A 26,420-nucleotide genomic window follows, 5' to 3' on the forward strand; every position below is an offset into this window, starting at 1 on the left:
GCCCGCCACGGACCACGCCCCCGCCACCGAAAACCCCGGCCGACTACACGACCGCGCCGTCGGTCTTCTCCCGCGCGACCCGCAGCTCCTTGCGCTGCTTGGTCTTGCGTTCCTTGACCACGTGCGGCGGCGGCGTCCGGTCGAACCGCTGCAGCCAGATCGCCAGCGGCACCGCCACGAACACCGTGGAGAACATGCCGGAGACCAGGCCCACCAGCATCGCGACCGAGAAGTCGGTGAGCGAGGACCCGCCGAGCACCGCCAGCGCGGCGAGGATGAACAGGCCGCCGATACCGGAGTTCACGGTACGCGGCAGCGTATGCAGGATCGCCGTGTTCGCGATCTGGCGGAACGGCGCCTTCGGGGTGTGCGCCCACTCGTCGCGCACCCGGTCGAACACCACCACCGAGTCGTTCACCGAGAAACCGATGATGCTCAGCAGCGCGGCGAGGAACACGCCGTCGATCGGCTTGCCCAGCCACGCGAACAGACCCACCACCAGCACGATGTCGAAGGCCAGCGCCAGCATCGTGGACAGGCCGAACGACCAGCGGAACCGCCACGCCAGGTACGCCATCTGCAGCACCAGCGCCGCGATCAGCGCGATCAGCGCCTTGTTGCGCAGCTCGTCGCCCATGCTCGGGCCGATCTTCTCGTCGCTGGTCCGCTGGACGTCACCGCCCTGTTCGGAGATGGCCTCCTCGATCTCGGCGGCCTCGCCGTCGGAGATCTGCCCGGTGCGCACCGAGATGGCGCCGCCCTCGACCTCCTGGACCACTGCCCCGGGGTAGCCCGCGTCCGCGACGACCTCCCGCGCCTGGTCGGCGTTGAGCTCCTCGGTCACCGAGAAGGTCATCACCCGGCCGCCGGTGAACTCCACACCCAGGTTGGGGGAGCGCACGACCAGGCCGAGCAGCGCCAGCAGCGTGACGGCGCCGGTGACCCCCAGCCACAGCGCGCTGCGCTTCATCAGGTCCGGGTTGTGCTTCACCAGCCACCTGCGGACCGCGCTGATGTGGGCGATACCGCTGCTGGCCGGGAACTTCCGCACGATCAGCGGAATGACCGCCACCGACACCGCCAGCACGCCCAGCGCGCCGGCGACCAGGAGCAGCACGTTGTCCAGGCTCAGCCCGTCGGACAGCACCGCCACCAGCGCCACGACCAGCGCCGCCGCGCCGATGAGCCACAGCCGCCGCGCCGGGGTGGCGCGGGAGACCGCCCACTCCATCAGCACCCGGGCGATGAGCAGCGCCGAGATCATCGACGCGATCGTGCCCAGTCCCAGGGTCACACCGAAGCCCTGGACGGTGCCCGACGCCAGGAAGAACAGCAGGGCCGCCGCGATGAGCGTGGTGACGTTGGTGTCCAGCACCGCGCTCCACGCCTTCTGCGAACCGATGGTGAACGCCTTGAGCAGGTTCGGCGGGATCGCACGCCGCCGGCGCCGGGTCAGCACCCCGGCCGCGGCCTCGTCCTGCTCCTTCTCGGTGGCGTCCACCATGCCCGCGGACTTGTTGGCCTGGTAGACCTTCTCCTGCCGCTGGTACTCCTCCCGGGTCCGCTCGAAGATCAGCACGTTGGCGTCGATCGCCATGCCGATGGCCAGCACGAAACCGGCCAGACCCGGCAGGGTGAGCGTCGCGCCCAGCGCCACCAGCGCCGCGTAGGAGAGGACGGTGTAGCACAGCAGCGCGATGGAGGCGAGGAAACCCGCGAAGCGGTAGGCGACGCTGATGTAGACGGCGGTCAGCGCGACACCGATGAGACCGGCGATGAAGCTGGCCTTGATGGCCTCGGCACCCAGGGTCGGGCCGACCGTCTGGCGCTGCACCTCCTCGACGGGCAGCGGCAGCGAACCGCCCTCGATCAGCAGGGCCAGCTCGTTGGCGGCCTCGCTGTCGAAACTGCCGGTGATCGAGGTGCGGCCACCGGACATGCCGACGTCGCAGGCGACGTCGGTGGTGACCTCCGGCGAGGAGATGACCTCGTTGTCCAGCACGATCGCGATGCGCCGCTTCGGGTCGCCGGACGGGTTGCAGGCGGCGTCGCCGGTCAGCTCCTTCCAGGCGTCGCGGCCGTCGCCCCGGAACTCGACGTTGACCATCCACTCGGTCTGCAGTTCGTTGAGCCCGGCCTCGGCGCTGGCGACCTGCTCACCGGTGAGCGCGGCCTTGCCGAGCTGCAGCATGGAGCCGGACTCGTCGGGCAGCGTCAACGCGATGTCAGCCGGGTCGACGGGGTCGGCGGCCGGAGCCTCCTGCTGGGAAGCCCCACCGGACTCCTCGCCCCCGGCGGACGCCTCCTCCTCCGGGGCCTCCTCGGTGCCGTCGGCGGGGGCGTTGGCCTCGTCGGCGGGCGCGTTGCCGAAGTCGCCGAACATCCCGCTCGTGGTGCCGATGCTCTGGTCCACGCCGAGCACCGGGTGGATGGTCAGCTGGGCGGTCTGGCCGAGCACCTGGGCGGCCTCGGTGGGGTCCTGCACGCCGGGGAGTTCGACGATGATCCGGTTCTCCCCGGAACGGGACAGCGTGGCCTCGCCGACCCCGAGCGAGTCGACGCGGTTGCGCAGCACCTCGACGACCCGGTCGGTGTTCGCGGCGTTGGCCTCGGTGCCGTCGTCGGCGTCCCGGGCCTCCAGGACGATCTGGGTGCCGCCGCTGAGGTCGAGCCCCAGCGTCGGCTTCATGAACCAGCCGGCGGCGAACGCGCCGACCATGATGAGCAGGGATACGAGCGCGCGCAGCCAGCGCGCGCCGGACCCCGGTGAACTGGTCAAGACGGACTACCTCTCACGACTTTCGAAGGGGAACGGGGGGACACGGCGGCACGGGGGAACCGCGCGCCGTTCGGACGTGCTCAGCCGAGCGTCGTGAGGGGCGGGGCCCGGAGTCGGGGCAGGCCCACGTGCGCGTCGGGGAGCAGGCCGGGGCCGCCGGTGCGCGGCGAGAACCGCCAGGCGCCGCCCGGTGCCGGAAGAGCCACCGGGGACGGCAGGAACCCGTCCGGCAGGTCGCGCGGGTGGGCGCTCTGCTTGCCCTGCCACTGGGCCAGGGCCAGGGCGATGGTGGTGGAGTCCGAAGCGGGCTTGACCACCTCGTGCGGCCACGGCTTGACCGTGGCGACCACGGTGGACGGCACGGAACCGCGGGGCGCCCGGGGCTCCGGCTCCGAGGGGGACTGCCCGAAGGCCAGCAGCACGGCCAGAAGCGCGGCCAGGACACGGGAGACCGTGGTGACCACCTTCTTCCAGCACGTGACGAACGGACAGTGAGGTTACGGACACACACCCTATCCGTGTGACAGAAGAAAAGAGACGGGCCGTTGGGTACCGATTTGCGGACGTTTCGCCGCGGAGAAGCGGAATCCGCGGCGACCTACGGGCGGGTAACCGGATGAAGCGTGACCGACTTGGCCCTAGGCTTGAACCATGTCGTCGAAACGCCACATTCTGACTGCGGTGGCCTGGCCCTACGCCAACGGCCCCCGCCACATCGGACATGTTTCCGGGTTCGGAGTCCCCTCCGACGTCTTCGCGCGCTTCCAGCGAATGTCCGGCAACAACGTGCTGATGGTCAGTGGCACCGACGAACACGGAACGCCGATCCAGGTGCTGGCCGACCAGGAGGGCGTGAGCGCCCGGGAGCTGGCGGACCGCTACAACCGGATCATCGCCGAGGACCTCGTCGCGCTCGGCCTGTCCTACGACCTGTTCACCCGGACCACCACCGCCAACCACTACGCGGTGGTGCAGGAGCTGTTCACCGGCCTGCACCGCAACGGCTACATCTTCAGCAAGACCACCAAGGGCGCGATCTCGCCGTCCACGGGCCGCACCCTGCCCGACCGCTACGTCGAGGGCACCTGCCCCATCTGCGGCTACGACGGCGCGCGCGGCGACCAGTGCGACAACTGCGGCAACCAGCTCGACCCGATCGACCTGATCAACCCGAGGTCGAAGATCAACGGCGAGACCCCGGAGTTCGTCGACACCGAGCACTTCATGCTCGACCTGCCCGCGTTCGCCGAACTCCTCGGCGAGTGGCTCAAGGGCAAGGAGGGCCAGTGGCGGCCCAACGTGCTGAAGTTCTCGCTGAACCTGCTCGACGACCTCCAGCCCCGGGCGATCACCCGCGACCTCGACTGGGGTGTGCCGATCCCCCTGGAGGGGTGGCGCGACCAGCCCAACAAGCGCCTCTACGTCTGGTTCGACGCGGTCATCGGCTACCTGTCGGCCTCCATCGAGTGGGCCAAGCGCAGCGGCGACCCCGAGGCGTGGCGGAAGTGGTGGCAGAACGGCGAGGCCGAGGCCTTCTACTTCATGGGCAAGGACAACATCGTCTTCCACTCCGAGATCTGGCCCGCCATGCTGCTCGGCTACAGCGGCCGGGGCGCCAGGGGAGGCGAACCGGGAGCGCTGGGCGCGCTGAACCTGCCCACCGAGGTGGTCTCCAGCGAGTTCCTGACGATGGAGGGCCGCAAGTTCTCCTCGTCCCGCCGCGTCGTCATCTACGTGCGCGACTTCCTGGAGCGCTACGACGCCGACGCGCTGCGCTACTACATCATCGCGGCCGGGCCCGAGACCCAGGACACCGACTTCACCTGGGCCGAGTTCGTCCGCCGCAACAACGACGAACTCGTGGCGGCCTGGGGCAACCTGGTCAACCGGTCCATCTCGATGGCGGCCAAGAACATCGGCCACATCCCCGAGGCGGGCGAACTCACCGACGTCGACCGCGCGGTGCTGGACGCGTCGCGGGCCGCGTTCGCGACCGTGGGGGAGCGGCTGAACCGGTCGCAGTTCAAGGCGGCGCTCCAGGAGGCCATGCGCGCCGTCGCCGAGGCCAACAAGTACATCTCCGACCAGGCGCCCTGGAAGCTGAAGAAGACCGACCCGGAGCGCATGGCGACCGTCCTGCACGTCGCCCTGCAACTGGTGGACGACGCCAAGACGCTGCTCACCCCGTTCCTGCCCGCCTCGTCGAACAAGGTGTACGAGATGCTCGGCGGCCAGGGCACGTGGACGGGGATGCCGCGCCTGGAGGAGGCCACCGACTCCATCGGCGGTGAGGACGGCGTGTCCGCCTACCCGGTGATCACCGGCGACTACGCGGACAACGAGGCGCGCTGGGAGTCGGTGCCGATCGTGCCCGGCACCCCGCTGGAGCCGCCGACACCGCTGTTCCGCAAGCTCGACCAGTCCGTGGTCGACGAGGAGCTGGCCCGCCTGGAGGAGGCGGCCGGGTAGCGGCCCGGACGCAGAGCAGTACCGGGGGCGGTCCCACCGCGGGGCCGCCCCCGGTACTGTCCGGGAAGCGGGGACCATGGCCCCAGGGCCATGGAGGGCGTCCGTTGTGGCCCCGGGGACAAGGAGGCGCGGCCCCGGGTGAGGACGGTGCGGTTGAGTCCGAAGACCTTGATGGTTGCCTCGCCCCGTTCAGACAGCGCCTCGTACTCCCCGATGCTCAGCAGCAGCCTCAAGTGTTCGTAGGGGCCTTCGGCGGTTGGATCGACCAGCAGCGGGGTCCCGTCGGCAGCACGGGGGAAGAGATCACGCTTCTGGTGGCTGTTGCAGTGGGAACAGGCGAGGAAATGGTTGTACCAGTCGAAGGTGCGCAGTGGAGCTTGAGCGATCGGCTCGAAGTGGTCGATGGCATCACCCTGGTTGTCGCCGCAGTACATGCACCGCTTGATACCGGTCGGTGGCCATCGTGGCGAGCAGTTCTCGCACCGACCGGCGGACGTTATCCGCCCTCTTCCAATCGCTTCGCGCCTCCCCGGGGCCAGCTTTAGAGGCACGGAGTTCTTCAGTTTTCCTGGCCAACTGGTGACGTAACGGTTCGGGCAGCTTCGCCCGGCGAATACGAATCACGTCAAGCCCGGTTGATCCGTCCCGCAACCTCGTCCACCCGTGCGGTGAACGAACTGGTCAGAGTCCTTTGCAGGTCCTCGTATTCACTCACCTCTTCGGGAGTGGCCGTTCCGCGCAGTACGGCAGACTCCAGACGTACCAGTCGCCGACGTTTCTCCTCGGCACGTTCCGAGTAGGGCGAGTCGATTCCGAACAGCTCGGTAAGCAGTGCATCGTCACCGCTGCCGTACACCACCCGCTCGTACAGCTCCTCGGAGACCACACGGGGAGCCTCGTCCTCGTCCACGCCGGGCAACCTGATCAAGCCTCCCGGATCGGCGCTTTGGCAGATGTAGGGGCTGTGCGAGGTCACAATGAACTGGATGCGGGGGAAGTGCCGCTTCAGCCAGTCACCGATCACCTTCTGCCAGCTCACGTGCAGGTGAGCGTCGATCTCGTCGATCAGTACCACTCCGGGACAGACCACGGTCGGAACGGAGTCCCGCTCGCCGAGAGCCTCAGTGCCGAAAGCGTCGAAGGCGTGGCGAACCAGATCCAGTACCAGGGCGGTGACAGTGCGGTAGCCGTCGCTCATCTCCCGCAACGGGATCTCTCCGCCGTCACGGACCACCCACAGACCTTCGCTGTCCACCCGCAGCACCCGGAACCCGTCGGGCAGCAGGCCGTCGTTGAGCAGGGAGAGCACGAACTCCAGGAGCTCTGCAGCGCCCTCCCGCTCCTCCAGACGCCTCAGATGCAGGCTGATCAGCCACTGGATACTTTCCGTCAGGGATGCGTCCTCGTTGAAGAGAGTGGCGAGCCGGGAAACCGGCCCCGTGGCGAGCATCAACCGCTGGGCCTCCGACGACCCTCGGCCCAACCGTCGGAAAGGCCCGTATCCTGCGACGAACCAGCCCTGAGGATTGTCCGACCAGGGGCCGCGGTGAAGGGGGCGGTCTGCTGGAACGTCGACGACGAGCGTTGACCGGGGGACGTTCCCGGGACGGTCGTCGCCGAGGTCCTCCCAGGTCAACACGGCATTGAACGGGTTCTGGAGGCCGTGGTCACCGCTCGGGTGGTCCCATTCCGGGTCGGGGTGGACCAGCGCGTTGACCTGCCCCTGCGGCCTGCCGGAGGAGAGCCATCCCTGGAAGTCGGGGAGCAGGCTGCGCCCGGACAGGTGACCGACCAGTGCCAGTGCCAGTGCCCGCAGCAGCGTGGTCTTCCCGGAGCCGTTGCGTCCGGCGAGCACGGTCCATCCTGCGTGCTCACCACCGGGTCGGGTGACGCAGGTCGACGCTGCGCGCGCCGTGAAATCCGCGGATGTCAGAGATCTCCAACTTCGCGACGTACAAGGAACGCTCCGAGCGTGGGCGGACAGAAGAACGTGGGCAAGCCCGAGATCCTTACCGGGTCGTCCTGGTGCAGGCCCGCCTCGGCAGGGGGCAGGTGCGTGGTGGAGCAGTCCGGAGAAGGCTGTGCCCCGGGGAGCGTGCGAGCAGAGGCCACACCGGGGCTGGCGAGGCACACTCTACTGCAGCCCGCAGCAGCCTCCGGGGAGGCGGGAACCCGAGGACAGGGACCATGCCCCCAGGGTCATGGAGGGCGTCCGTTGCGGCCCCGGGGACAGGGCCGCGGTCAGGAGGCGAGGCCCCGGGGTTCGAAGACCACCCGGGGCGGCTCCTCCCGGTCCACGCCGGACAGGCGGACCAGCCCGCCGGGGTCGGCGCTCCGGCAGACGTGCGGGCTGTGCGTGGTCACGACGAACTGGATCCGCGGAAAGTGGCGCGTCAGCCAGTCGCCGATGGTCTGCTGCCAGCCCGCGTGCAGGTGCGCCTCCACCTCGTCGATGAGCACCACGCCGGGGCAGAGCACGGCCGGGGCGCCGGCGTGCTCGCCGAGCGCCGCGCGGCCGAACACCTCGAAGGCGTGCCGTACCAGGTCCACCACCAGCGCCACGACCACGCGGTGGCCGTCGCCCAACTCCCCGAGCAGGAACTCCTCACCGCCGTGGGCCACCCACAGGCCGTCGCCGTCCAGCCGCGCCACCCGGAGGCCGCCGGGCAGCAGACCGTCGTCGAGCAGCGACAGCACGAACCCCGGCAGGTCGGCGGAGCCCTCCCGCCACCCCAGGTGGACGCCGGTCAGCCACCGCAGCCCCTCGGCGAGGGACGCGTCCTCACCGAACAGGTTGGCGAGCCGGGACACCGCGCCCGGCACGGGCACCGGCCGCGACCAGTTCCCGCCCAGCCGCCGGAACGGCCCGTAGCCGACCACGAACCAGCCCCGAGGCTCCTCCGTCCACGGCCCGTTCTCCAGCAGGACCGTACGGTCCGGTTCGATGAGGAACTGCGGCCGGACCCCGCCGAAGTCGCTCCAGTGCAGTTCGGCCTCGAACGGCTCCCGCAGCACGTCGCGCCCCCGGGGCACACGGTCCCACTCCGGGTCCGGGTGGATCAGCGCGCGCACCCGGCCGTCCGTCTCCCCCCGCGACAGCCAGCCCCGGAAGTCTGTCACCAGACTGCGGCTCACCGACGGGCCCACCAGTGCCAACGCCAAGGCGCGCAGCAGTGTGCTCTTCCCCGCACCGTTGGGCCCGGCCAGCACCGTCCAGCCCGCGTGGGCGCCGTCGGGGCGGGTGAACCCCAGGTCGACCGCGCGCGCACCGCGGAACCCGCGGATTCCGGAGACCGCCAACTCTGCGACGTACAAGAAACGCTCCGAGCACGGAGGGGGAGAAACCGTTACCCCGCCAGGATAGGCGCGCCCCGGAGGGCTCTCCGCGCCCCGCCGCGGAACCGGGAAGCCGCAGCCTCCATAGACTTGCCTTCCGTGAGTAAGAGCAAGCGCCAGCGAGAGAACCGGGACCGGGCCCGCACCGAGCCGCCGCCGCTGCCCGAGCCGCTGCGGGTGGCGGTGCCCGACTGCCACACCCACATGGACATGCAGGGCGGCGACGTCGCGGCGATCGTGGCCAAAGCCGCCTCGGTCGGGGTGACCCCGCTCATCCAGGTCGGCTGCGACCTGCCCGGATCGCGCTGGGCGGTGCAGGCGGCCACCGAGCACGACACGGTGTGGGCGGCCGTGGCGCTGCACCCCAACGAGGCCCCGCGCATCGTGCACGGCGTCACCCCAGAGGAGGCCACCGAGTGGGATCCGGTGCGCCCCGCCGGAGGCGAGGCCGCCCTGGACGAGGCGCTCGCCGAGATCGACGCGCTCGCCGCCCACGAGCGGGTGCGCGCCGTCGGCGAGACCGGACTCGACCACTACCGCACCGGAGTGGAGGGGCGGGCCGCCCAGGAGCGGTCGTTCCGCGCGCACATCGCCATCGCCAAGCGGCACGGCAAGGCGCTGATGATCCACGACCGCGACGCCCACGACGACGTGCTGCGGGTCCTGGAGGAGGAGGGCGCCCCCGAGCGGGTGGTGTTCCACTGCTTCTCCGGGGACGCCGAGATGGCGAAGGTCTGCGCGGACCGCGGCTACTACATGAGCTTCGCGGGCAACGTCACCTTCGGCACCGCCCAGCAGCTGCGGGACGCCGCCTCCGTCGTCCCGCCGGAACTGCTGCTGGTGGAGACCGACGCGCCGTTCCTCACCCCCAGGCCGCACCGGGGCCGCCCCAACGCCCCCTACCTCGTCCCGCACACCCTGCGTGCGCTGGCCGAGGTCAGGGGGACGGCCGAGGACGAGCTGGCCGAAGCCGTGGCCGCCAACGCCCGCCGCGCCTTCGACCTGCCCTGACCCGCGGCGCCGGGAGCGGGGCCTACGGTTGTACGCCCCACTCCTTCAGGGTCTCCGCCAGGTCGGGGGCGGGCGTGCCGGGAACGCGGGTGTTGCGGCCCGGGGTGCGGCTGAACCGCGGCGCGGGCCCCGGGTAGACGACGTCGCCGTCGCGCACCACCGAGCCCCGCGCCCGGACGTGCGGGTGGTCGGCGGCCTCGGCCATGCTCAGCACGGGGGTCACGCACGCGTCGGTGTCGGCGAAGACCTCCGCCCACTCGTCGCGGGTCCGCGTGCGCAGCACGGCGGCGAACCGCTCCCGCAGCACCGGCCAGCCCGACGGGTCCCACTGCTCGGGCAGTTCGGCCGCGTCCAGCCCGGTCCGCTCCACGAACACCGCGTAGAACTGCGGCTCCAGGCAGGCCACCGCCAGGTGGCAGCCGTCGGCGCACTCGTAGACGTCGTAGAACGGCGCACCGGTGTCCAGGTAGTTGGCGCCCCGCTCGTCGTTCCACAGCCCCTGGGCGCGGTCCTCGTACATCATCGACATCAGCACGGCGCTGCCGTCCACCATGGCCGCGTCCACCACCTGCCCCCGTCCCGAACGGGTGCGTTCCAGCAGGGCGGCGAGGATGCCGGTGACCACGAACATGGTGCCGCCGCCGAAGTCGCCGACCAGGTTGACCGGCGGCACGGGCGCCTGCCCGCGGCGGCCCACACTGTACAGCGCCCCGGTCAGCGAGATGTAGTTCATGTCGTGCCCGGCCCGCCGTGCCAGCGGCCCGTCCTGTCCCCAGCCGGTCATCCGCGCGTACACCAGCCCCGGGTTGGCCGCCAGGCACTCCTCGGGGCCCAGGCCGAGCCGTTCCATCACCCCGGGCCGGAACCCCTCCAGCAGGACGTCCGCGGCGGCGACCACGGCGCGCACCCGGGTGAGGCCCTCCTCCGACTTCAGGTCGGCCTCCAGTACCGGACGCCCCGCGCTCATCTGCGGCCGCTGGGCTCCCGGAGCGAGTGTGGGAGAGCCGGGCCGGTCCACCCGGACCACGCTGGCCCCCAGGTCGGACAGGAGCATGGCGGCCATCGGCCCCGGCCCGATCCCGGCGAACTCCACGACGCGGATCCCGTCGAGCGGTCCCATTCAGCAGCCTCCGAGGTGTGACGACGGAACGGATGAGGACACGGTCTCATTCTGCTCCGCCGGGGGAGTGCGCGGGGTGTCCCCGGGGCGGCGGGCACGGCCCGGAAAGGGGCGGGGACACGGGCTTTCCGAGACGGGGTGAGAGGAACGCCCGTCCGGGAACAACAACGGTGGGTAGCATTGCCGGAGAAGGCGGAATTCCTCCGGGAATGGAACTGTTTCCGGGAAGCGCGAGTCCTACGGTCAATTTCTTCGGTAAATCCGCGACGACGCAGAAAGAGACCAGTTGCCGTGTCCGATCCCCCCGCAGCACCGTTCCCGTCCGACTGGCAGTTGCGCGTCCGGAGCTCCGACGGCGGCACGGCGGGCGCCGGAGTCCTCGTCTCCCCGCGTCACGTGCTCACCTGCGCCCATGTGGTCTGCGCCGCCCTGGGGGTCCCCTGGGAGGAGGCGACCACGCCGCGCCCGGGGGAACCGGTCACGGTGGACGCGCCCCGCGGCGGCGGTTCCTGGCAGGCCGACGCGACCGTTCTCGACGACGGCTGGTTCGCCGACCGCTCCCCGTGGGACGCGGCCGTCCTCCTGCTCGATGGTCCCGCCCCGGCCACCCCGCCCCGGATCCGGCGCTGCGGCGACGTGGACCGGCCGGGCCGGGCGGTGAGCATGGTGGGCTTCGCCCACGACGAGCTGCCGGCCGGGACCTGGTCGCACGGGATCCTGGTCGGGCGGGGCGGACGCCACCACGAGCACGTCCAGTTCGACGTCCGGTCCCCGACGACGACCCGGATCGCTCCCGGCTTCAGCGGCAGCGGGGTCCGGGAGAACCGCAGCGGGGCGCTGATCGGCATCGTCTGCGACGCCGACCACGACGACAGGGGCTTCGGGGTGAGCGGCTGGATGATCCCGGTCGAGGCCGTCCCCAACGTGTGGCGGGGAAGGATCGAGAGCGCCTCGCCGCCGCCCCGGGACAGTCCCCGCGCACTGCACGACCTGGCCGTCGCGTTGAGCGAGGTGCCCACGGTCGCCGATCCGGACGCCCGGAAGGAGTTCTGCGCCCTGCTCGACTCCCGCGTCCGGCGCCGCCTCCGCACCGACCTGCCGCCCCTGCTCTTCGCGTCCCGGCTCGTCGGGCAGGCGCGGGACCACGGACTCCTGGCGGAGGTGTTCACCGTGCTCGACATGGTCGAGGAGGGGAGCGCGCCGATGCGGAGGGCGTGGGAGGCCGCGGAAGCGCTGGGTGACTGGTGACCAGGATCACCCGTGCCCACGAGGAACTGGCGGACGCGCTGTGCCGCGTGGCGTCGGTGTACGACGAGGAGCAGCGCCGACAGCTCTGGTGGTGCCTTCCGGCGGAGGTGCGCGCCCGGCTCAACGTGGCGGGTCCCCCGTACGGGTTCGCGCTCTCCCTGGTGGTCCAGTGCTGTGAGCAGCGGTGGCTGGGGCCGATGCTGCGCTGGCTGCACCGGCTGGAGGGCGGCTCGGAGCCCGCGGAACGGGCGTGTGAGCGCGCCGAGGGCCTCCTGACGGCGGAGGAGTGGCAGCTCAGCGGGCCGGGGAGGGGGCGGACGGCGTGGGAGCGGCTCCGCAAGGCGCTGCGTGAGGTCCCCTACGACGAGCGGGTGGCCGACGTCTACCGGGCCGTGGACCGCCGGTCGGCCGAGGAGGTCACGGTTCCGGCTCCGCGCGACGCGTGGGAGGCGTTCCTCGACCTTGAGGAGCTTCCGCTCGGCCCTTCGGGCCAGGAGCCGCCGGGGGAGCGCTTCCTCCGGCTCCTGGCCCGACACGCGGCCGAGGAGGGGGTCGTCCAGGCGGTGCGGGACTGGATTCCCGGCGGCAGGAGCCGTGGGGGAGCGGAGCGGGCCGAGGCGGCGGCCGGGCGCTCACCGGTCCGGCCGCAGCCTCCGCCGCGACTCGTCATCAAGGTGGAGCACGACCTGGGAAACGTGGAGCGGTTCTGGATCGCCCACAGGCTGATCACGGCCCCCGGGGAGGACTGGATGGACGTCAGCGAGGCCGAGGCGCTGACCGAGGTCACCGCGCAGGAGCTGCCCCGCAGGGTCTCCGAGCTGATCGCCTGGGCCGAAAGACAGCAGGCGGAGAATCATGAAAAAATCCGCCTGGAGTTCATATTTCCGTTTTCTCTGCTTTTCAGGTTCATTGTCCAGAAGTGGCCCCTGGAGGTGCACAGAGACGCTCCTTCGCCGAGTCTGGGATCCCAATATGAGATAGTCATCAGAAGCGAGGAATTCGCGCACAGCCCCAGGGCGCAGCGGGCGTGCCGGCGGCGCTGGGAGAACCTGCGCGTGGGGCGGGGGAGGGTGGGAAGCTCCTCCGTGGTGCGGGAACAGGGCTGGGAGAATGTGTCTGATTACCTCGGAAACGAGGATATTGTGGCATTCGTCGCCTACGCCCTGCCCGGCGTCGAATGGCGGGAACAGGTGTACGCGGCCGTGGTCGGCGGAGTGCCCGTGGTGGCGTGGCGGTGGACGGGGCGAAACGGCGACCCCGAAGCCCATTTCCTGTCCGTCCTCCGAGGTGAGGAGGGGACAACGCGGAAGGAACAGGAGATGAAAGTGCGGGAGGAGGGTATCAAGAACCTGACCAGGAACCTGTACCGCTCCCGCGTCGACAGGGGTACGGCGGAGCAGCGCGACAGGTCCGGGCAGAGTTACGACCTGTCGGTCATTTACCACGATTACCAGCAGGAACCCCAAGCACAGGGACAGACACTCTCCGGCGGCAACATCAGGTAGACCTGGAGATCGGAACAAGGGGCACAAGAATGGCCGCGTCAGAAATCCCCCCTTCCGGAACGCCCTCTTCCCCCGGAGCAGAGGCGGAGGCTCCACGCTGGTGGGTCTTTCACGGGACCGGGAGACCGCGGCCCCACCTCGACCTCGCGGCGGTCCTGCCCCCTCCCCCGCCGTGGCGCCGCCACCGCGGGGAGACCCCGGCAGACGCCCTGGAAGCACCGCCCTACCAGGACGACGAGGCCGGATGGGCGCTCGGCGCCGAGCCGGAGCTCTCCGCGCGGTGGAGCCCCCTCACCGCGGACCGCAGGGAGCGCCTGTCCAAGATCAACGCCGCCCTGTACCTGCGCCGCCCCCTGCTGGTCACCGGCCCCCCGGGCGTGGGCAAGTCCGCCCTGGCCGACCAGATCGCCCGGGAACTCAACCTGGGACGGGTGCTGCGCTGGACCGTCGACAGCCGGAGCACCCTCCGCTCCGGCCTCTACGACTACGACCCGCTGGCCCAGATCCACGACCTGAACCTGGAGCACCCCCGCCACGAACCCGCGGGGGACGGCCGTACCGTTGAAGACGAGGAGGCCGCCCGGCTGCGCAGCAGCGCCCGGCGGATCGGACGCTACCTGCGCATCGGCCCGCTCGGCACCGCGTTCCTGCCCCACCGGCTGCCCCGCGTCCTGCTCGTCGACGGACTCGACAAGAGCGACTACGACCTCGTCGGAGACCTTCTCGACCTGCTGGAACACGGCCGCTACACCGTTCCCGAACTGTGCCGGCTGCGTTCGGCGGCATCCCGGATCACCGTGCCGACCGACGACCCGGACCGGACCGTGACGATCGTGAACGGGGAGGTCCGCTGCACCGAATACCCGATCGTGGTCATCACCGCCGGCGAGGAGCGCCCCTTCCCGCCCGAGTTCCTGCGCCGGTGCATCCCCCTGCGCCTCACCCCGCCCTCGGCGGAGGAGCTCACCGGGATCGTCGCGGCCCACTTCTCCGGCGTCCCCTCCGGCCCCGCCGGCGCCGTCATCGCCGACTTCGTGCGGCGCAGCGCCGAAGGCTCCCCGCTGGCCATCGACCAACTGCTGAACGCGGTCCACATGGCCACGGTCATCGAACCCGGACCGGAGGACCCGGAACCCGAATTCCTGCGCGAGCTGTCCGGGCTGCTGTGGCACCGACTCACGGAAACACCCGGATGACCTCGCACCCAGGCCCCGAGCCGTCCCGCGGAGGAGGAGCCCGCGGCCCCGAGCCGCCCCGGGCCGGCCGCGGTGCGCCGGGGCCGGCCACCGGATGGGAGCTGGCCGACGCGATCTACCTCGCGGCATGGCGGGACCACCGGGAACGGGAGGCGCAGCCTCCCGAACCGGCACCGGAAACGGGGGGACGGGACACGAACGCCGGAGAGCCCCCGGGGTCCGGCGAGGACGGCTCCGCCGCCCCGGAAGGCCCAGCGGCCCTCCGGGAACCGCCGCCGGCCCCGCACGACTCCGAGGCCCCGCCCGCGCCCGGCACCGACACGCCCGTGAACGGGGCCTTCCCGGCACTGTCCCACCGCCAGGAGCTGTACCGGGCCCTGCGCCCCTTCCGCCTGCGGGTCCCCGACGCGCGGGGGCACGGGTACGACGTCGAGGAGACCGCACGCGACTACGCCCGGAACCTGCTGGCCGCCCGGTTCGCCTCCCGCGGGGGGCGCGGCCGCCTCCCGGTCCCGGTCCTCCCGCGGCCGGCACCGCTCCTGCGACCGGGCGTGCACCTCACCGTCCTCGTCGACGAGAGCGTCTCCATGCTCTTCCAGCAGCAGATGGTCAGGGACTTCCTCGGACTGCTGCGGTCGTCGGGGGTGTTCCGCTCGGTGCGGCTGCGGCGTTTCGAGTCCGACACCGCCACCCCCTCCCGGGTCACCGTCCACGGCCCGGACCCCGCCGCCGTTCCTCCCGACCGTGCCGGGATCCACGTCGCCGTGGTGCTCAGCGACGGCATCGGCGAGGGATGGGAGACGGGAAGCGTGCAGAGCTGGCTCGGAACCGTGGCCCGGCACCTGCCCGTCGCCGTCGTCCACCTCCTCGACCCCCGGCAGTGGCGCCGGACCGGCATCCGGCCCACGGCGATGGAGATGACCGTCGCCGCGGGCGTCGGCCGTGCCCCGGCCAACCGCCACTACACCGCACGCCCGTTCCAGTGGCCCGAAGGGCTGCCCCTCCCGGAGTCGGAGACCCGGCGGGCGGCGGTCTCCATCGTGCTCCCCGTGCTGGCGCCGCGGCCCGACGCGATCCGCTCCTGGGCGGAGTTCGTCATGGGAGAGCAGGCTCGGACCCTGAACGCCGGAGCGCTGCGGGTGGTGCCCGACGACGCGGCCGCCAACGCGACCGCGCCGCAGCGGAAGACCGCCCCCGACACCCCGGACGACATGGTGCGGCGCTTCTACCGCGACTCCTCCGAGGCGGCCTTCCGGCTCGCGGTGGACCTGGCCGCGGTGCCGCTGACCGAACCCGCGGTCGCCGCCGTGTGCCAGCGGTTCGCGGGCCGCCCGCAGGTGCCCGAACTCGTCGAGGTGCTCTTCAGCGGCCTGGTGCACGAAGTCGACTCCGCCGTGGTCACCCCGGCCAGACGGCTCCGCTGGGAGTACCGGGAGGGGATCCGCGGAGCACTGCTGTCCCTGGGGGGACGCCGCTCCCGGATCCGACGCACCCTGGCGGCCCTCGCCGCCGAGTTCGAGGACCAGGACCCCTGGTTCTCCACGCTGCGCCGGATTCTCGACGGGCACGACGAGGTCGAGGCCTCCGGACTCGACGAGACGTCACTGCGGCTCGCCGAGGACACCCTTCCCGCGCTGGAGAGCCTCGGACTGGCCGACCCCCACCGCGAACTGGTGCACCGCGTCAGGGAACAGGCGCTGGCCCGGAGGGGAAGCGGCCCCGGCGGCTTCCGGGCAGCCGACCGGTCCAGGCAGCCGGTTCCCGTGGCCGAGACACGGCGGAGCCGGGGTGTCGGAGGGAGCTCCGAGCACACGGCCCGCGCACCGCACCCGACCGACCCGCCTCCGATCCTCACAGGTGAGAACAGCATGATGTCCCAGGGGCCCGTTCCGATGTCTGACAACTTCGTGGGTGGAGCCGGACCGAGAGGGATCGGTCCGGTGCGGGGAGCCTCCCCCGCCGCCGTCTGGGGCGGGGACATCCCACCCCGCAACGCACTGTTCACCGGTCGCGACGACCTGCTCCTCAGGTTGCGGGAACGACTGCGTTCGAGCACCGAACAGGGGTGGATGACCCCCAGCGTGCTGAAGGGCATGCCCGGCATCGGCAAGACCCAGCTGGCGACGGAGTACCTGTACCGCTTCCGCGACGAGTACGACCTCGTCTGGTGGGTGCGGGCCGGACAGACCAGCCAGATCAACCAGGCGTACACCCTGCTCGCCCAGGAGCTGGGCGTGTTCCGCAGCGACACCTCGATCAACAGCACGATCCACACCGTGCGCGAGGCGCTGCGCCGGGGGAACCCCAGGGCCCGGTGGCTGCTCATCTTCGACGACGTCCGGCAGCCCGACGACATCAAGCGCTACCTCCCGGTCGACGGCGACGGGCACGTCATCGTCACCTCGCGCAACCTCACCTGGCCGGAGGGCGGCTACTACAACACGCTCACCGTGGACGTCTTCAGCCTGCGGGAGAGCGTCGCCCTGCTGCGCAGGTGCGGCCTGGAGGACTTCACCGAGAGCGAGGCCGCGGAACTCGCCGAGGAGCTCGGCCACATGCCGATCGCCCTGCGCCAGGCCGCGGCCTGGATGAACGACAGCGCCACCTCCGTCGCCGAATACCTGGCTTCCTACCGGGGCAAGCGCGCCGAGCTGCTGCCCATGTTCGCCCCCGCCGACCCCGACTACCCGGAGACGGTGATCACCGCGCTGAACGTCTCCCTGGACCGGCTCGCCATGACCAACCCGGCGGCGCTGCAGCTGCTCCAGGTCTGCGCGTTCTTCTCCACCGCGCCCATTCCGCGCTTCCTCTTCCGGCAGGTCCAGAACGTGGAGGCGCCCGCGGACCTGGAGGACGCGCTGCGGGACCCCAACAAGCTGAACCGCGCCTTCAGCGACATCGGCCGCTACGGACTGGCGCTGCTCAACCACCGGAACCGCACCTTCCAACTGCACCGGCTGACGCAGCGGGCGCTGCGCTTCCCCCTGTCCAACGAGGAGCAGGAGCGGCTGCGGCACTGCGCCCACCTGCTGCTGGCCAAGAGCGACCCGCAGGACACCTCCTCCGCGGGCGCGCGGGCGCGGTACGCCCAACTGTTCCCGCACGTGTGGGAGACCGAGGCGTGGGACTGCACCGACCCCTGGGCCCGCTCACTCGTCATCCAGGAGATCTACGTCACCGACCTGAACGGGGAGCACGAGGACAGCAAGCGGATCGCGGAGGCGGCGCTGCGGGTGTGGCGCGAGAAACTGGGGGAGAACGCCCCGGAGACCCTGCGCGCCGAACTCCGCCTGGTGCGTGCGCTGCGCAACCTCGGCGAGCGGCAGCCGGCCTACGAGCTGTGCGAGCGGGTGCTGTCGACCCTCATCGAACAGCACGGACCGGACTCGGAGGAGACGCTGCGGGCCGGCACCGAGTTCATCCGCGACCTCCGCTACGCGGGACGCTTCCGGGAGTCCGTGGAACTCGCCAGGGACGTCCGGGACCGCTACCGGCGACTCCTGGGGCCGGACGACCCCGAGGCGCTCACCGCCGCCCACAACTACGCCTACGCCCTGCTGCTCGCCGGACACCACCGGGAGGCCGCCGCGCTGTTCTGGGAGGTCTACCAGAGCAACGAAATGATCCTGGGGCCCAACAGCCCCGCCACGCTGGCGGCCGTCGACGGCTACGCCGACGCGCTGATGGAGTCCGGGGACTACTTCAGGGCCCTGCGGTACCAGCGGGAGAACACCGAACGGATCCGGAGCCTCTTCGGCATCAACCACCGGGGCACGCTGAACAACATGGCGGCGCTCGCGGTCATGCTGCGCCGCACCGGGAACCTGGACGAGGCGGTCGATGTCTCGGGGACCGTCTGGCGGGAGGCCAGCGACCGCTTCGGTGAGGAGAGCCCCATCGCGGTGGTCGCGGCGGCCAACCACGCCGCGGCCCTGCGCTCCGTCAACCGCTACAACGAGGCCTTGGACCTGGTGGAGAAGGCGAGCCGCCGCTACACCGAACTCCTCGGCGAGAACCACCCGCACGTCGCGGCGGTCAACGTCAACCGGGCGGTGGTGCTGCGCCAGCTGGGGAGGGTGGCCGAGGCACGCGAGATCGACGAGCGGGCGCTGCGGGTGCTCGTCGAGCAGCTCGGCGAGACCCACACCAGCACCCTCTCCTGCGCGCTCAACCTGGCCAGCGACTTCTTCGCCCTCGGAAACGCCGCCGAGGCGCTACGCCGCGACTCCGAGACCCTGGAGCGCTGCCGCGACGCCCTCTCCGACCAGCACCCGCTCACCCTGCTGGCACGGCGCAACCTCGCCCTCAACCGCATGGCGGCGGACGAGGACGTCGCCGCGGAGCTCGCCGCGGTCGAGCGGGCCTACGCCGAGATCATGGGGGACCAGCATCCCGCGACGCTGTCGATGCGGCGCAGGGAGCGGGGCAACGCCGACCTCTTCCTCAGCGGGCTGTGACGGGCGGCGGAAACGGGAACGGGAGTAGCGAACGGGAAAACAGGGGCGCCACGGAAGCGGAGTCAAAGGGCGTTCCGCTTCACCTGGCGGACGAACAGCAGCCACGCCTCGGAGGAGACGGGAAGCACCGGTCCGTCGGGGTGGGTGGAATCACGGACCTCCACACCCCCGGCACGCAGAAACCGCACCTCAACGCACGCGGATCCATTGTCCGGATCGGAATGGCTCGATTTCCACCAGGGAGTTTCGTCCCTGATGGGACCGGAACCGGAAACCGGGCCCCCGGTTTCCGCGTGGCCGGTGTCCCCTCCGGAACCGGACACCGTCGGACCTCCTCCCGCTGCCGGTATCCCGCTGTACCGTTCCTGGTCCGTGGCAGCGCCAGTGCGGTGCACGGTCCTCCCCTGACTCAGAAATTCCTGTCGGTCGGCGACTAACGGGGTATATCCCCCGGAACAGTAAACTTCATGTCATCCTGGAAGCTGGGGAATCCCTGGAAACTCTGCCGCGTCTGCTGTTTTCCCAGACAGCAGCGGGAATGAGGAGTGTGAGTGAGTCAACTCGTCGCCCTTGCCATTGACAACGAGACGGAAATCCTCATCGAACCCGCCGGGGACCGCGGCGGTCCCGTCAATGTGGCCAAACCCGGTACCAGGAAGGTGCAGAAACACTTCGACCAGGTTTTCGGCCAGGTCCGGCAGATCGCCGAGACCGTCGCCGAGAGCATCCGGGACCTCCCGGGACGCCCCGACGAGGTCGCCGTGGAACTCGGTGTGGGCCTCACCGCCACCGCCGACGTGTTCATCGCCCAGTCCACCGCGAACGCCGCTCTCAAGGTGAAGCTCACCTGGAAGGCGGCCGCCCCGCAGGAGTGAGCCCCGCCCCCGGCCCGCCTGCCACAATGGGCGGGTGACCGAACCCGACAGTGCCGACGCCCGCCTGCTCACCCCCGCCGACGTGCGGCGGCTCGCCGAACACCTGGGGGTGCGCCCCACCAAGACCCTCGGCCAGAACTTCGTCATCGACCCCGGAACCGTGCGCCGGATCGTCCGTGCCGCGCAGGTCGACCCCGACGACGTCGTCGTCGAGGTCGGCCCCGGCCTCGGCTCGCTCACCCTGGCGCTGCTGCCGCACGTGCGGCACGTCACCGCCGTGGAGATCGACCGGCGGCTCGCCGAGGCACTGCCCCGCACCGTCGCCGCCCACGCCCCCGGGTACGCCCACCGGCTGCGGGTGGTCGCCGACGACGCTCTGCGGATCACGGAACTGCCCGACCCGCAGCCCACCGCACTCGTCGCCAACCTGCCCTACAACGTGGCGGTCCCCGTGGTGCTGCACCTGCTGCACCGGCTGCCCACCCTGGAACGCGGCCTCGTCATGGTGCAGGCCGAGGTCGCCGACCGGCTCGCCGCCCGCCCCGGCAGCCGCTCCTACGGAGCCCCGTCGGCCAAGGCCGCCTGGTACGCCGAGGTGCGCCGGGCCGGCGCGATCGGCCGCACTGTCTTCTGGCCCGCCCCCAACGTCGACTCCGGACTGGTCGCGCTGCGCCGCCGTCCCGCTCCCGAGACCAAGGCCGACCGCGAGGAGGTCTTCGCGGTCGTCGACGCCGCCTTCGCACAGCGGCGCAAGACCCTGCGCGCCGCCCTGAGCGCCTGGGCGGGCTCGGCGGCCGCCGCGGAGACGGCCCTGCGCGCCGCCGGAGTGGACCCCAGGACCCGTGGGGAAGCCCTGGAGATCACCGACTTCGCCCGGATCGCCGAACAGCGGCCCTGAGCGGGGACGGCGTCCGCCCCCGTTCAGGTCAGGCGGGCTGTCCCGCGGAGGAGGACAGGGAGATGGAGTACCCCGGGCTGTCCGGCGCGCTGCGGAGCGTCAGGGACTCGGGGACCAGGCGGGAGTCGACGATGAACACGACGGACCCGCGCACGACGTCCCCCGGCCGGACGGCGCCGGACCACAGGTCCGCGTCCTTCTCGCCGTGCAACGGCAGTTGGGCCTCCACCTGTTCACCGCTCGTGTAGACCAGGGTCTGCAGGTCGTGCCGGAACTCCACCGAACGCTCCGTGGAGTTGGTCACCTCGACGTCGGCGACGCAGTACTCCTTGTCCACCTCGTCGAGGATGCGGGAGCGGGTCAGGACCTGCTTGTCGCAGTACCAGCGGATGAGTTCGAACTCCGGCTCCTCCGGCGGAGCCGCGTCGGAGTCCGGGGGGAGTTCGGGCTTGTTCGGCTCCTCCGGCTCCTTGGGGGCCGGCTGCTCCTGGTCCTGCTCCTGGGCGGGGGCGTCCCCGCCGAACGGGAAGCCCTTCGTCACGGACGCCACGGCGAGCCCCAGCACCACCAGCAGCACCACCACCCCGGCCGCCATCGCGATCATGATCCACCGGGTGCGGGAGTGGTCGGGACGCAGCGGCCGGGGCGGGGGAAGCGGATTCGGCGGCACGTACGGGCGCGCCTGGGGGCCGCCCGCGGAGCCCTGGCCCTGCGGCGCGTTCGGCGGCTGCCCGCCGCCCGTGCCCGGCGGAACCACCGGGAACTGCCCCGTGTGGTGCGGGGCCTGCCCGCCCGGCCGCTGCGACGCCGGCGGGTTCTGCGGCGCCGGCTGCACACCGGCGGGCGGAAGCGGCGGCATCGGCCCCGAACCCCCCTGCCGGGACGGGGAGTAGGGCTGCGGCGCCACCGAGGTCTGCCCCGGCGGCGGGACCGGCCCCTGCGGGGGGCGCAGCCCGGTGTGCGTCTGGGGGGAAGGCGGCGGATACCCCGGCGGCACCGGCGGCAGGTTCGGCCGCCACGACTGGTGCAGCGCGTGGCTGACCATGTCGTTGGCGTCGTTGTCCGCCGCGCCGCCGGCCAGCTCCAGCAGCAGTTCCTGGGCGGTCGGACGCTGGTCGGGGTCCTTGGCCAGGGCTCGGGCGACCAGTCGGTCCAGCGGCGGGTCCAGGCTCCCGATGTCGGGTTCGGCGAACAGCATCCGCTTGCCCAGCGTCATGGCGTCGCCGTTGCCGAACGGATGCCTGCCGTTGCCCGCGAAAGCCACCAGGCAGCCCCAGGCGAAGATGTCGGCCTTGGTGGTGACCTTCTCCTCCAGCAGCTGCTCCGGGGCCATCCACCCCGGGCTGCCCATCACGATCCCGGTCTGGGTGTGGCTGGTGGAGGTGTTCAGCGCCCGGGCGATGCCGAAGTCGATCACCCGCGGCCCCGACAGCGACAGCAGCACGTTCGCCGGTTTGAGGTCGCGGTGCACCAGGCCGGCCTTGTGGATGGCGGCCAGCGCCGCGGCCACCCCCAGGGCGAAGCCGTGCAGCGTCCCCGAGTCGAGCGCCCCGTGCTCGGCGATGTGCTCGGCCAGCGCGGTCCCGGCGATGTACTCGGTGACCATGTACGGCCGGTTCTCGAACGTTCCGTGGTCGAGCACCTTGGCCGTGCAGAAGGAGGCGACCTTGCGGGCGTTCTCCATCTCGTCGCGGAACCGCGCCCGGGTGGCCTCGTCGAAGGCCAGTTCGGGGCGGATGACCTTGATCGCTACATGGGTTCCCTTCTCCGGGGCACGGCCCAGGTAGACCGTCCCCATGCCTCCGCTGCCCAGTCGTCCGACCAGCACATAAGGACCGATGGTCGCCGGGTCTCCGGCGGCCAGCGGTTCCAGGTTCTTCGGGAGCCCATCCGACGGCAAGCGATCCTCCCCGACGGTGTCCAAACTCCGTCTCGGCCTCAACGGTAGCGAGGTTTGTCCCCCGATACCCACCCACACGGACCGTCAGGTCCAGATGTGGCAACGCAAGCGACGTCGGTGACACGAGAATCGCTGCTGTTGGCGGATCAACCGTCCCGAGGGCGACGAGTGACCCACACAAGAATCCCATACTGGACGCCCAGAATCACAGAGGCGGGCTTTCCCGTACGATCTAGGATTCGTGAACGCCACGACCTCCGTCACCGTACGGGTCCCCGCGAAGGTGAACCTGCAACTCGCGGTGGGGCCCGCCCGCGGCGACGGGTACCACGGCCTGGTCAACGTCTTCCACGCGGTCTCCCTCTTCGACGAGGTCACCGTCTCCGCCCGCACCGACCTGCCGCCGGGGCAGGCCGTGCTGAGCGCCGACGGCGAACGGCCCGACCACCTCGCCCGCGTCCCCCTCGACGAGGGCAACCTCGCGGCGCGCGCGGCCGCCCTGCTGGCCCGGCACACCCCGCGGGCCACCGGGGTCCACATCCACCTGCGCAAGGCCATCCCCGTCGCCGGCGGCATGGCCGGCGGCAGCGCGGACGCCGCGGCCGCCCTGGTGGCCTGCGACGCGCTCTGGGACAGCGGCGTCCCCCGGGAACAGCTCCTGGAGCTCGCCGCCGACCTCGGCAGCGACGTGCCCTTCCCGCTGCTCGGCCACACCGCCGTCGGCACCGGACGAGGCGAGCTCCTGACCCCGCTGCCGACCCCCGGCACGTTCCACTGGGTCTTCGCCCTGGCCGAGGGCGGCCTGTCCACCGCGGCGGTGTTCGCCGAGTACGACCGGCTGCGCCCGGACGCCCCCGAACCCCGCCTGGACCACGACCTGGCGGCCGCGCTCGCCGCCGGAGACCCCCGCCGGCTCGGCACGGCGCTCACCAACGACCTGCAACCGGCGGCCCTGTCCCTGCGCCCCGGCCTGGCTTCGGTCCTCGACGCCGGACGCGCCGCCGGAGCCCTGGGCGCCGTCGTGTCCGGCTCCGGACCCACCTGCGCCTTCCTCGCCGGGTCCGCGGAGCACGCCCGCGGGCTCGCCGCCGCCCTGCGCGGCCTCGACGAGTGCGCCGACACCGTCACCGCCCACGGCCCCGTCCCCGGCGCCACCGTGCTGTGAGCCGCCCCGCCGCCCCGCGGGGGGCGCCGCTCACACCCCGCCCTCCCGGGCCGGGCGGAGCAGCGGAGCGCCCGGCCCCAGCGTGGCCAGCGCGTCGTCGCCGTTGCGCAGCCCGCACGAGCGCAGCGACAGGCACCCGCAGCCGATGCACGACGTCAACCGGTCCCGCAGCCGCTGCAGCGCGTCGATCCGGGTGTCCAGTTCGTCCCGCCACGCGCGGGACAGCCGCGCCCAGTCCTCGGCGGTGGGGGTGCGCTCGTCGGGAAGCGTGGCCAGCGCCTCCTGGATCCGGGTGAGCGTCAACCCCACCCGCTGGGCGGCCGCGATGAACGCCAGCCGACGCAGCGTGCTGCGGTGGTAACGGCGCTGGTTGCCCGCGGTCCGTTCGGCGCGGATCAGCCCCTTCGCCTCGTAGAACCGCAGCGCGCTGTGCGACATCCCGCTGCGTTCGGCGAGCTGGCCGATGGTGAGCCGGACCGGAAGGTGCGCCATGCTCCAGCCTCCTCTCGGGTGGTCTGCCGATCTCAACCTAACCTGAGGTTCCGGTCGGCCGTGCCACCGCGGCGCACCCCTCCCGGACGGTCCGGCCCCGGATGGCCGCCGCACCCCGCCGTACCCCCGACAATGGAGGAGATGAACCTCGTCAACCTCCAAGACGTCACACTGGCCTACGGTCCCCTGGTCCTGTTGGACTCCGTCTCCCTCGGCATCGACGAGGGGGACCGGATCGGCATCGTGGGCCGCAACGGCGGCGGCAAGTCCACCCTGGTGTCCGTCCTCGCCGGACGGCTCCCACCCGACTCCGGACGCGTCGTCCACAACCGCGGACTGCGGATCGGCTTCCTCCACCAGCAGGACAGCTTCCCCGACACCACGGTCGGCCGGTTCGTCCTGGACGGGCGGGCCGAACACGAGTGGGCGGGCGACGCGCGGATCCGCGACGTGCTGCGCGGCCTGCTGTCCGGCTGGGACCTCAACACCCGGATGGCCCACCTGTCCGGAGGGGAGCGCCGCCGTGCCGGACTCGCCCGGATGCTCATCGACACCCACGACCTGATCATCCTGGACGAACCCACCAACCACCTCGACATCGAGGGCATCGCCTGGCTCGCCGACCACCTCAACCGGCGCCGCGAGGCCGTCGCCGTCGTCACCCACGACCGCTGGTTCCTCGACGCGGTCACCCACCGCACCTGGGAGGTCGTGGACGGCCGGGTGGAACGCTACGAGGGCGGCTACGCCGCCTACGTGCTCGCCAAGGCCGAACGGCAGCGCCTCGCCCGGGCCGCCGAGGAGCGCCGCCAGAACCTCATGCGCAAGGAACTCGCCTGGCTGCGCCGCGGACCGCCCGCCCGCACCTCCAAGCCCAAGTTCCGCATCGAGGCCGCGAACGCGCTCATCGCCGACGAGCCGCCCGCCCGCGACACCGTCGAACTGGTCCGCTTCGCCAGCTCCCGGCTCGGCAAGACGGTCATCGACGTCAAGGACGTCACCCTCCGCGCCGGGGACACCGTCCTGCTGGAACACCTCACCTGGCAGCTCGGCCCCGGCGACCGGATCGGCCTGGTGGGCGTCAACGGCTCCGGGAAGACGACGCTGCTGCGGCTGCTCGCCAAGGAACGCGACCCCGACGCCGGGACCGTGCGCCACGGCAAGACCGTCGCCCTCGCCCACCTCTCGCAGAACCTCGCGGAACTGGACCCCGAGGCCCGGCCGCTGCAGGCGGTCACCGAGGTCCGCCAGCACGTCACCATCGGCAGGCGGGAGTACTCCGCCAGCCAGATGCTGGAGCGCTTCGGCTTCCGGGGAGAACGCCAGTGGACCCCCGTCGGCGACCTCTCCGGCGGCGAACGGCGGCGGCTGCAGCTGCTCAGGCTGCTCATGGCGGAGCCGAACGTCCTGCTCCTCGACGAGCCCACCAACGACCTGGACATCGAGACGCTGACCGAGCTGGAGGACCTGCTCGACGGCTGGCCCGGGTCGCTGGTGGTGGTCAGCCACGACCGCTACTTCCTGGAGCGCATCTGCGACCGGGTCTTCGCCCTGCTCGGCGACCGCACCCTGCGCCACCTGCCCGGCGGCGTGGACGAGTACCTGCGGCGGCGCGCCGAGGCCGACGGCGGCGGAGAGGTCCCCCGGGACAGCTCCACCGGGGACGCCGCCCGCACCGGACAGGAGTCCCCAGGGCTGACGGCGGCCGAACGCCGGGCCGCGCAGAAGGAGATGCAGCGCATCGAACGCCGCATCGACCGGATCGACGCGCGCGAGACCGAACTCCACGCGCTCATGGCCGAGGCCGCCGACGACTACACCCGCCTGGCGGAGCTCGACGCCGAGCTCAAGGCCCTCACCGCCGAGAAGGCGGACCTGGAGGAGGCCTGGCTGGTCGAGGCGGAGAAGCTGGGAGAGTGACCGTTCCGCCGTGCCGCCCGCGTCATCCCCGCGCGGGCGGCACGGCGGA

Annotated in this window: 18 protein-coding genes and 1 pseudogene; 10 read left to right on the plus strand and 9 right to left on the minus strand. The window is 71.7% G+C overall.

The window, feature by feature from the left end:
* Positions 1-43 precede the first annotated feature (43 nt).
* On the minus strand, positions 44-2,779 hold the full coding sequence (gene secD / locus FOF52_RS19830; RefSeq protein WP_248591400.1) for a protein translocase subunit SecD: 2,736 nt from the start codon (positions 2,777-2,779) through the stop codon (positions 44-46).
* Between the two features lie 80 nt (positions 2,780-2,859).
* The gene (locus tag FOF52_RS19835) at positions 2,860-3,243 is read right to left on the minus strand and encodes a hypothetical protein (RefSeq protein WP_248591401.1); all 384 of its coding nucleotides are present in this window, start codon (positions 3,241-3,243) and stop codon (positions 2,860-2,862) included.
* 187 nt (positions 3,244-3,430) lie between these two features.
* Between FOF52_RS19835 and metG the strand changes: the two genes are divergently transcribed.
* Positions 3,431-5,248, plus strand: a complete 1,818-nt coding sequence (metG, locus tag FOF52_RS19840) for a methionine--tRNA ligase (protein WP_248591402.1) — start codon at positions 3,431-3,433, stop codon at positions 5,246-5,248.
* Between the two features lie 323 nt (positions 5,249-5,571).
* Here metG and FOF52_RS21980 read toward each other — a convergent pair.
* From FOF52_RS21980 to FOF52_RS19855, 3 genes and pseudogenes are all read right to left on the minus strand, one after another.
* Positions 5,572-5,682 (minus strand): annotated as a pseudogene (locus FOF52_RS21980) (HNH endonuclease); the annotation flags it as partial.
* Positions 5,683-5,873: 191 nt separating this feature from the next.
* The gene (locus FOF52_RS19850; protein WP_248591403.1) at positions 5,874-7,103 is read right to left on the minus strand and encodes an AAA family ATPase; all 1,230 of its coding nucleotides are present in this window, start codon (positions 7,101-7,103) and stop codon (positions 5,874-5,876) included.
* A 386-nt stretch (positions 7,104-7,489) separates the two neighbouring features.
* The gene (locus tag FOF52_RS19855) at positions 7,490-8,563 is read right to left on the minus strand and encodes an AAA family ATPase (RefSeq protein WP_248591404.1); all 1,074 of its coding nucleotides are present in this window, start codon (positions 8,561-8,563) and stop codon (positions 7,490-7,492) included.
* A 111-nt stretch (positions 8,564-8,674) separates the two neighbouring features.
* Between FOF52_RS19855 and FOF52_RS19860 the strand changes: the two genes are divergently transcribed.
* Positions 8,675-9,595, plus strand: a complete 921-nt coding sequence (locus tag FOF52_RS19860) for a TatD family hydrolase (RefSeq protein WP_248591405.1) — start codon at positions 8,675-8,677, stop codon at positions 9,593-9,595.
* A gap of 22 nt (positions 9,596-9,617) precedes the next feature.
* Here the strand turns inward: FOF52_RS19860 and FOF52_RS19865 are convergent, their stop codons facing one another.
* Positions 9,618-10,715 carry a CaiB/BaiF CoA transferase family protein gene (locus FOF52_RS19865; RefSeq protein WP_248591406.1) on the minus strand — a complete coding sequence of 366 codons (1,098 nt, stop codon included), beginning with the start codon at positions 10,713-10,715 and terminating at the stop codon, positions 9,618-9,620.
* Between the two features lie 291 nt (positions 10,716-11,006).
* Between FOF52_RS19865 and FOF52_RS19870 the strand changes: the two genes are divergently transcribed.
* The 4 genes from FOF52_RS19870 to fxsT are packed head-to-tail and all read left to right on the plus strand — an operon-like array spanning position 11,007 to position 19,121.
* Positions 11,007-11,963, plus strand: coding sequence for a trypsin-like peptidase domain-containing protein (locus FOF52_RS19870; RefSeq protein ID WP_248591407.1), 957 nt, complete (start codon positions 11,007-11,009; stop codon positions 11,961-11,963).
* Positions 11,960-13,468, plus strand: a complete 1,509-nt coding sequence (locus FOF52_RS19875) for a VMAP-C domain-containing protein (protein ID WP_248591408.1) — start codon at positions 11,960-11,962, stop codon at positions 13,466-13,468. The genes FOF52_RS19870 and FOF52_RS19875 overlap by 4 nt, the downstream gene beginning before the upstream one ends.
* 29 nt (positions 13,469-13,497) lie before the next feature.
* A complete protein-coding gene (locus tag FOF52_RS19880) occupies positions 13,498-14,664 on the plus strand; it encodes a MoxR family ATPase (protein ID WP_248591409.1) in 1,167 nt (388 codons plus the stop codon).
* Complete coding sequence (fxsT, locus tag FOF52_RS19885) at positions 14,661-19,121, plus strand: FxSxx-COOH system tetratricopeptide repeat protein (protein ID WP_282573747.1); 4,461 nt, start codon at positions 14,661-14,663, stop codon at positions 19,119-19,121. The genes FOF52_RS19880 and fxsT overlap by 4 nt, the downstream gene beginning before the upstream one ends.
* A 62-nt stretch (positions 19,122-19,183) precedes the next feature.
* Here the strand turns inward: fxsT and FOF52_RS21985 are convergent, their stop codons facing one another.
* Positions 19,184-19,516, minus strand: coding sequence for a DUF397 domain-containing protein (locus FOF52_RS21985; RefSeq protein WP_341849699.1), 333 nt, complete (start codon positions 19,514-19,516; stop codon positions 19,184-19,186).
* Between the two features lie 156 nt (positions 19,517-19,672).
* Here FOF52_RS21985 and FOF52_RS19895 point away from each other — a divergent pair, with 156 nt between their 5' ends.
* The gene (locus tag FOF52_RS19895; protein ID WP_248591412.1) at positions 19,673-19,996 is read left to right on the plus strand and encodes a CU044_2847 family protein; all 324 of its coding nucleotides are present in this window, start codon (positions 19,673-19,675) and stop codon (positions 19,994-19,996) included.
* A gap of 34 nt (positions 19,997-20,030) precedes the next feature.
* A complete protein-coding gene (gene rsmA, locus FOF52_RS19900) occupies positions 20,031-20,894 on the plus strand; it encodes a 16S rRNA (adenine(1518)-N(6)/adenine(1519)-N(6))-dimethyltransferase RsmA (RefSeq protein ID WP_248591413.1) in 864 nt (287 codons plus the stop codon).
* A gap of 28 nt (positions 20,895-20,922) precedes the next feature.
* Here rsmA and FOF52_RS19905 read toward each other — a convergent pair whose 3' ends face one another.
* Positions 20,923-22,794: a serine/threonine-protein kinase gene (locus FOF52_RS19905; protein ID WP_248591414.1), complete on the minus strand. Its 1,872-nt coding sequence runs from the start codon at positions 22,792-22,794 to the stop codon at positions 20,923-20,925.
* Between the two features lie 241 nt (positions 22,795-23,035).
* Here FOF52_RS19905 and FOF52_RS19910 point away from each other — a divergent pair, with 241 nt between their 5' ends.
* Entirely contained in the window at positions 23,036-23,959 is a 924-nt protein-coding gene (locus FOF52_RS19910; protein ID WP_248591415.1) for a 4-(cytidine 5'-diphospho)-2-C-methyl-D-erythritol kinase, read from the plus strand.
* Between the two features lie 30 nt (positions 23,960-23,989).
* On the opposite strand, the gene soxR is transcribed toward FOF52_RS19910, so the two are convergent.
* Positions 23,990-24,451, minus strand: a complete 462-nt coding sequence (gene soxR, locus FOF52_RS19915; RefSeq protein WP_248591416.1) for a redox-sensitive transcriptional activator SoxR — start codon at positions 24,449-24,451, stop codon at positions 23,990-23,992.
* Between the two features lie 141 nt (positions 24,452-24,592).
* Between soxR and FOF52_RS19920 the strand changes: the two genes are divergently transcribed.
* Positions 24,593-26,371: an ABC-F family ATP-binding cassette domain-containing protein gene (locus FOF52_RS19920; protein WP_248591417.1), complete on the plus strand. Its 1,779-nt coding sequence runs from the start codon at positions 24,593-24,595 to the stop codon at positions 26,369-26,371.
* The last annotated feature ends 49 nt before the right edge of the window (positions 26,372-26,420 follow it).

Origin of the sequence: Thermobifida alba, from assembly GCF_023208015.1 — a bacterium.
GTDB classification, from domain to species: Bacteria; Actinomycetota; Actinomycetes; order Streptosporangiales; family Streptosporangiaceae; genus Thermobifida; species Thermobifida alba.

What these genes read in the sequence shown, in the direction of transcription:
- metG (WP_248591402.1), top strand. Translation starts at nt 3,431, where the DNA reads ATGTCGTCGAAACGCCACATTCTGACTGCGGTGGCCTGGCCCTACGCC.
- FOF52_RS19865 (WP_248591406.1), bottom strand. Translation starts at nt 10,715, where the DNA reads ATGGGACCGCTCGACGGGATCCGCGTCGTGGAGTTCGCCGGGATCGGG.
- FOF52_RS19880 (WP_248591409.1), top strand. Translation starts at nt 13,498, where the DNA reads ATGGCCGCGTCAGAAATCCCCCCTTCCGGAACGCCCTCTTCCCCCGGA.
- fxsT (WP_282573747.1), top strand. Translation starts at nt 14,661, where the DNA reads ATGACCTCGCACCCAGGCCCCGAGCCGTCCCGCGGAGGAGGAGCCCGC.
- soxR (WP_248591416.1), bottom strand. Translation starts at nt 24,451, where the DNA reads ATGGCGCACCTTCCGGTCCGGCTCACCATCGGCCAGCTCGCCGAACGC.
- FOF52_RS19920 (WP_248591417.1), top strand. Translation starts at nt 24,593, where the DNA reads ATGAACCTCGTCAACCTCCAAGACGTCACACTGGCCTACGGTCCCCTG.